Raw genomic sequence first — 1,821 nt, forward strand, 5'->3', positions numbered from 1 at the left:
GGACATGTATAAATTTTTCAAATTGATATAATTTTCTGTTCATGTTCTAATTGCAGCGTTTGTTTTTATGTAATTGACTTTTAATAAAAAAGTCGACTCATAGAAGATTTCACTAAATAAATCCTATAAGATAATTTCTTATTATTGTGGGAATTGTTGTTTTAATACTATGTCTGATAAAATGAATTTACCTTTTGATAAAGAACATATTGAACCAATAGAATTACGTTCTGCTTTACAGGAACGTTATTTGGCTTATGCACTTTCTACGATTACACACCGTGCATTGCCTGATGTACGTGATGGATTGAAACCGGTCCACCGGCGGATTGTTCATGCGATGCGTCTTCTCAAACTAAATCCTGGACAGTCTTATGCGAAATGTGCGCGGATTGTTGGTGATGTCATGGGAAAATTTCATCCTCATGGGGATGCGTCTATTTATGATGCCTTGGTGCGCTTGGCTCAAAGTTTTGCTGTTCGTTATCCGTTGGTTGATGGGCAAGGCAATTTTGGTAATATTGATGGTGATAATGCTGCTGCTATGCGTTATACAGAAGCACGCATGACTGAAGTGGCTGCATTGTTGCTTGAAGGAATTAATGAAAATGCTATTGATTTTCGTTTGACTTATAATGAGGAAGATGAAGAGCCTGTTGTTTTACCAGGAGCTTTCCCTAATCTTTTAGCAAATGGTTCTTCTGGTATTGCTGTTGGTATGGCAACATCTATTCCACCCCATAATGTTGCGGAGCTCTGTGATGCAGCACTCCATTTGATTGCGCATCCCGATGTAAATGATGAGGAATTAAATCAATTTGTTCTTGGTCCTGATTTTCCGACGGGGGGAATTTTAGTTGAACCTAAAAAAAGTATTGAGGAATCCTATCGTGTTGGGCGTGGATTCTTTCGCTTGCGTTCACGTTGGCATCAGGAATCTGGTAGCCGTGGTTCTTATGTGATTGTTGTAACTGAAATTCCCTATCAGATTCAAAAGTCACGTCTTATTGAAAAAACAGCAGAGTTATTGCTTGCACGCCGATTGCCAATGCTTGAGGATATCCAAGATGAATCAGCAGAAGATATCAGAATCGTGCTGGTTCCTAAAAATCGGTCGGTTGATCCGGAGCTCCTTATGGAGTCTCTTTTTAAATTGACTGACTTTGAAGTAAGATTTCCCCTTAATCTGAATGTTTTGTCTTTGGGAAAAATACCCAATGTCCTTTCTTTGCGAGAAAGTTTGCAGCAATGGCTTGAACATCGTCAAGAAGTGCTTATTCGTCGCTCTCATTATCGGCTTGATCAAATTGATAGCCGATTGGAAATTCTTCATGGATATCTTATTGCCTATTTAAATCTCGATGAGGTCATTCAGATTATTCGTGAAGAGGATGAACCGAAAAAGAAGCTGATTAATCGGTTTGAATTAACAGAAAATCAAGCTGAAGCTATTCTTAATATGCGCTTGCGTTCTTTGCGTAAGCTTGAGGAATTTGAAATTCGTAAAGAATTTGAAAGTTTGAAAGCTGAAAAAGAAAAGCTACAGAATTTGTTAGCTTCTCCTATAAAACAGTGGAAAATAATTTCAGAAGAAATCAAAAAAGTTCGAAACACTTTTGGGCCTGAAACACTCTTGGGGAAAAGACGTACGACGTTTGAAGAGGCACCAAGACATGATCTTGATGATATTCAACAAGCAATGATCGAAAAAGAACCGATTACTATTGTTATTTCTGAAAAGGGGTGGATGCGTGCTTTGAAGGGACACTTGAACGATTATAAAGCACTTTCTTTTAAAGAAGGAGACAGTTTAAAGTTAGC

At 38.0% G+C, this 1,821-nt stretch carries 1 protein-coding gene; it reads left to right on the plus strand.

The window, feature by feature from the left end:
* Positions 1 to 169: 169 nt before the first annotated feature.
* The coding region (gene parC / locus ACFIL8_RS03295; RefSeq protein ID WP_375688902.1) for a DNA topoisomerase IV subunit A at positions 170 to 1,821 on the plus strand (1,652 nt) is incomplete at its 3' end.

The organism is Bartonella sp. AP57NXGY, assembly GCF_042195805.1.
Taxonomy (GTDB): Bacteria; Pseudomonadota; Alphaproteobacteria; order Rhizobiales; family Rhizobiaceae; genus Bartonella.